The sequence below is a fragment of the Kitasatospora sp. NPDC054939 genome, from assembly GCF_053610105.1.
In genome coordinates this window covers 1-4,607 of sequence record NZ_JBSGXP010000265.1, presented here as the reverse complement: position 1 = coordinate 4,607, position 4,607 = coordinate 1, and the positions used below count along the sequence as shown (strand labels likewise).

Below are 4,607 nucleotides of genomic sequence, written 5' to 3'. Positions count from 1 at the left end.
CACGTACGCCGGATCAGGCGTACGTGCGCAGGACGCTGGTGTCGAGAGTCCACGGGCCGACGGTGACGGTGTCGCCGAACGCGAGCTCCTTGCGCGAGGCGTAGCCGGGACCGGCGACATCATCATGACGATCTGGCCGTCGGCGATCTCGATCTTCCCTATCCCCGGCACCTGCGGAAGCTGGTCGGCGATCTCACGCAACCGGGCGTACACAGCAGGATCGGTGCTCATGCCCGGAGTGTATCGACGGCCGCCGGGCGCCGGGCCGTGATCGCGCGGCGGGTGGCGTAGAGGGTGACGCCCGCGGCGAGGGCCATCGCGGTGAGGGCGACGGCGGCGGTGCCGGGCCAGCCGGTGGCGTGGTAGGCGTCGGCGCCCAGGGTGCCGCCGAGGCTGTTGCCCAGGTAGTAGGCGATCAGGTACAGCGCGGAGGCCTGCGCCCGGCCGGTTGTGGCGGTGCGGCCGACCGAGGCCGACGCGGTGGCGTGGCCCGCGAAGAAGCCGCCGGTGATCAGGACCAGGCCGAGCAGCGCGCACAGCAGCGACTCGGCGAGCGAGAGCAGCAGCCCGGCCGCGGTCACCGCGATGGCCACGTACAGCGCACCGCGCCGGCCCAGTCGGCCGGCCAGCCGCCCGGCCGCGGCGGAGGTCGCGGTGCCGACCAGGTAGACCACGAAGATCGAGGCGGCCACCGACTCCGGCAGGTGGAACGGCGCGCCGATCAGCCGGTAGCCGACGGTGTTGTAGACCGCGCCGAAGACGGCCATGAACAGCAGCCCGAGCAGGTACAGCCGGAGCAGCAGCGGGTTGCGCAGGTGCCCGCCGACGGTGCGGGCGAGCGCGCGGGCGTCCACCGGGGCCGGGGTGAAGTGCCGGGCGGCGGGGATCAGCAGCCGGAACGCGAGGGCGGCCAGCAGCGCGAGCACCGCGGAGGCGGCCAGCCCCCACCGCCAGCCGAAGCCGGCGGCCGTCCAGCCGGAGACCAGCCGCCCGCCCATGCCGCCGATGCTGTTGCCCGCCACGTACAGGCCCATCGCCGAGGCCAGCGAGCCGGGGTGGACCTCCTCGGCGAGGTAGGCCATCGCGGTGGCGGGGAGCCCGGCGAGGGCGGCGCCCTGGAGGGCCCGCAGCACGACCAGGGTGCCGAGGTCCGGGGCGAACGGCAGGGTCAGGGCGAGGGCGGAGGCGGCGAGCACCGAGCCGGTCATCACGGCGGTCCGGCCGTAGCGGTCGGAGAGCGCGCTGGCGGGGAGCAGGGCGAGGGCGAGGCCGAGGGTCGCGGCGGAGGCGGTCCAGCTGGCCTGGCCTGGGGTGAGGCCGAGGTCGTCGGAGAGGACCGGCAGCAGGCCCTGCGTGGAGTAGAGCAGGACGAAGGTGGCGATCCCGGCGGCGAACAGGGCGAGGTTCGCGCGGCGGAAGGAGCGCTGCCCGGCGCGGTGGCGGTCGTCGGGCTGTCCGGTACGGGCGGACGGCTGGGCGAGGGCATCCGGCGCGGTCACGGATGCCCCGGTACTGGAGGGCTGCATGGCACCGACGCTAGGGCGCGCGCACCTGATGCGTCCAATGCATGAATCGGCGACAATTGATGCACCTGTGTATCAGCGCAGGTCGCGGCCGTGGGTGTGGAGGATGTGTGACGGACAGCAGTGACGGGCGCCTCGCGGAGCTGGGCCCGGACCACCCGGTCACCCAACTGGCGCCCAGACTCGCCCAGTTCGCCGCGGTGGCGCGGCTGGAGCACGTCACCCGGGCCGCCGCGCTGCTCGCCGTGCCGCAGCCCACGCTGTCGCGCGCGGTCGCCCGGCTGGAGGGCGAGCTCGGCGTCGACCTGCTGGCGCGCCAGGGCCGCACCGTACGGCTGACCCGGGCCGGCCGGCTGCTGCTGGCCTCGGTGGAGCGGGCGCTCGCCGAACTGGAGCGCGGCGCCGAGGCGGCCCGGGCGGAGGTCGACCCGGCGGCCGGGCGGGTGGCGTTCGGCTTCCTGCACACCATGGGCAGCGACGCCGTCCCCGCCCTGCTGCGCGGCTTCCGCACGGTGTACCCGCAGGTGCGGTTCCAGCTGGTGCAGGACTACGTCGGCGCGATGCTGGAGCGGCTGCGGGCGGGCGAGTTGGACCTCTGCCTGGTCTCGCCGCTGCCGGACGACCCGGCGCTGGTCACCCGCCCGCTGGACGAGCAGCGGCTCTACCTGGTCGTCCCGGCCGACCACCGGCTGGCGGGCCGCCGCCGGATCCGGTTGGCCGAGGTCGCCGAGGAGCCGTTCGTGGCGGTCGAGCGCGGGTACGGGCTGCGCGCGATCACGGACGGCTTCTGTGCGGAGGCCGGCTTCGAGCCGAGGATCGCCTTCGAGGGGGAGGACACCGAGACGCTGCGAGGGCTGGTCGCGGCCGGGCTCGGGGTGGCGCTGCTGCCGCCGGTGCTGGTGGCCCGGCCGGGGGTGGTGGAGCTGGAGGTGACCGCGCCGCGGACCCGGCGGGCGATCGGGCTGGCCTGGTCGGCGGCGCACCCGCCGACCGCGCCGGTGGCGGCGTTCCGGGACTTCGTGCTGTCGCGGCGGGGGCGGCTGCTGCAACACGACTGAGCGGGGGGCCGACCGCCGGTGGTTGGCCCGTCCGGAGGAATTCGGGGGCTCTCCCGGCCGACCGGGCCGTGCGGCCTGTGGCTTGTCTACGCGCGTAGGGGCTACACTCCCGCAATGGAGAAGCAGATCCCCGTCACCACCGCGGGCACCGGCCCCCGGATCCCCACCCCCGACCAGATCGCCCGCGCCCCGAAGGTGCTCCTGCACGACCACCTCGACGGCGGGCTGCGTCCCGAGACCATCGTCGAGCTGGCCGCGGCGGTCGGCTACGAGGGCCTCCCGACCACCGACCCCAAGGAACTCGGCGAGTGGTTCCGCGAGGCCGCCGACTCCGGTTCGCTGGTCCGCTACCTGGAGACCTTCGCCCACACCTGCGCCGTGATGCAGACCCGCGAGGCGCTGATCAAGGTCGCCGCCGACTGCGCCGAGGACCTCGCCGCCGACGGCGTCGTCTACGCCGAGGTCCGCTACGCCCCCGAGCAGCACCTGGAGGGCGGCCTGACCCTCGACGAGGTCGTCCTCGCCGTCCAGGAGGGCTTCCGGCTGGGCGAGGCCAACGCCCGCGCGGCCGGCCACCGCGTCCGCATCGGCACCCTGATCACCGCCATGCGGCACGCCGCCCGCTCCTCCGAGATCGCCGAGCTGGCCAACCGCCACCGCGACGCGGGCGTGGTCGGCTTCGACATCGCCGGCGCCGAGGCGGGCTACCCCCCCACCCGCCACCAGGCCGCCTTCGACTACCTCAAGGGCGAGAACAACCACTTCACCATCCACGCGGGCGAGGCCTTCGGCCTGCCGTCCATCTGGGAGGCCCTGCAGTGCTGCGGCGCCGACCGCCTGGGCCACGGTGTGCGGATCGTCGACGACATCACCGTCGCCGAGGACGGCAGCGTGCAGCTGGGCCGCCTGGCCGCGTACGTGCGCGACAAGCGCATCCCGCTGGAGATGTGCCCGACCTCCAACCTGCAGACCGCGGCGGCGACTTCGTACGCCGAGCACCCGATCGGCCTGCTCAGCCGGCTGAAGTTCCGGGTCACCGTCAACACCGACAACCGCCTGATGAGCGGCACCAGCATGAGCCGCGAGTTCGGCCACCTGGTCGAGGCGTTCGGCTACACGCTGGGCGACATGGAGTGGTTCACGGTGAACGCGATGAAGTCGGCGTTCCTGCCGTTCGACGAGCGGCTGGCGATGATCAACGACGTCATCAAGCCCGGGTACGCCGAGCTCAAGGCGGAGTGGCTGTTCAACGCCTGAGCCCCACCGCCGTGTTGAACGCCGCGCCGAACGCCGGGTCGGCCGCCTCCGGGCGGCGGGCCCGGCGTTCCGCGTGCGCGCGCCGGGTCGGGTGCGGGTGGGGCCGCGTCGGGCCTGAGCGGGCCGGCGTTTCTGGCGTTCGTCCTACTACTCACCTGTGTGAGTGAACGGCTTTTGATCCCCGCGCGACCCACTCACTACGGTGTGCCAGTCACTGCTGACGGGCGGTAGTCGGCCCTGCGCCATGCCCGGACGTCGGCCACAGACGAGGATTCAAGGGGACGAACTCATGAAGCAGGCCACCCTCAAGGCCGCCGGCACCGCGGCACTCGGCATCGCCATCGCTGCGGTCGGCGCCGGCAGCGCGTCCGCCGCCCCCACCGCCGCCGGCGGCCTCGGGCTCCCCACCGGCGCCGTCGGCAACCCGGCGGTCACCGGTGCGGTCACCAACGCCGCCTCGGCCCTCCCGGGCGGTGACAAGGTCGCCAGCACCCTCGGCACCCTCACCCCCACCGCCGGCCAGGCCGCCCCGGCCACCGAGGCCGCCGCCGCCCCGGTCGCGGAGGCCGCCGCCCCCGTCGCCGAGGCCGCCCCGGCCGCCGCCCCGGCGGCCCAGGCCGCCACCCGCGGCGCCGTTCCGAGCATCCCCGGCCTCGACAAGACCCCGGTCGGCGGGCTCACCAACACCCTCCCGATCCCGGGCCTGGCCGGCTGAGCAGCCGCCACCGCGTGAAACGGGCCGGCCGCCCGGGGGAACACACCCCCGGGC

General features: G+C 74.8%; 4 protein-coding genes and 1 pseudogene. 3 read left to right on the top strand and 2 right to left on the bottom strand.

Annotated features, from left to right (window positions below):
* Together ACWGB8_RS37880 and ACWGB8_RS37875 are read right to left on the bottom strand one after the other, a co-directional pair.
* Positions 1-231, bottom strand: a pseudogene (locus tag ACWGB8_RS37880) (hypothetical protein); the annotation flags it as partial.
* Positions 228-1,526 (bottom strand): MFS transporter, encoded by a 1,299-nt coding sequence (locus ACWGB8_RS37875; RefSeq protein ID WP_452218208.1) that lies wholly within the window; start codon positions 1,524-1,526, stop codon positions 228-230. The pseudogene ACWGB8_RS37880 and the gene ACWGB8_RS37875, both read right to left, overlap by 4 nt.
* 107 nt (positions 1,527-1,633) lie before the next feature.
* On the opposite strand from ACWGB8_RS37875, the gene ACWGB8_RS37870 reads away from it, so the two are divergent.
* The 3 genes from ACWGB8_RS37870 (at position 1,634) to ACWGB8_RS37860 (ending at position 4,553) form a co-directional block, all read left to right on the top strand.
* Complete coding sequence (locus tag ACWGB8_RS37870; protein ID WP_452218207.1) at positions 1,634-2,581, top strand: LysR family transcriptional regulator; 948 nt, start codon at positions 1,634-1,636, stop codon at positions 2,579-2,581.
* 114 nt (positions 2,582-2,695) lie between these two features.
* Positions 2,696-3,838: an adenosine deaminase gene (locus ACWGB8_RS37865; protein ID WP_452218206.1), complete on the top strand. Its 1,143-nt coding sequence runs from the start codon at positions 2,696-2,698 to the stop codon at positions 3,836-3,838.
* A 289-nt stretch (positions 3,839-4,127) separates the two neighbouring features.
* The gene (locus ACWGB8_RS37860) at positions 4,128-4,553 is read left to right on the top strand and encodes a hypothetical protein (RefSeq protein ID WP_452218205.1); all 426 of its coding nucleotides are present in this window, start codon (positions 4,128-4,130) and stop codon (positions 4,551-4,553) included.
* Positions 4,554-4,607: the final 54 nt, after the last annotated feature.

Excerpts from the sequence above, each read along its gene's own strand:
- ACWGB8_RS37865 (WP_452218206.1), top strand. The coding sequence starts at position 2,696 with ATGGAGAAGCAGATCCCCGTCACCACCGCGGGCACCGGCCCCCGGATC.
- ACWGB8_RS37875 (WP_452218208.1), bottom strand. The coding sequence starts at position 1,526 with ATGCAGCCCTCCAGTACCGGGGCATCCGTGACCGCGCCGGATGCCCTC.
- ACWGB8_RS37860 (WP_452218205.1), top strand. The coding sequence starts at position 4,128 with ATGAAGCAGGCCACCCTCAAGGCCGCCGGCACCGCGGCACTCGGCATC.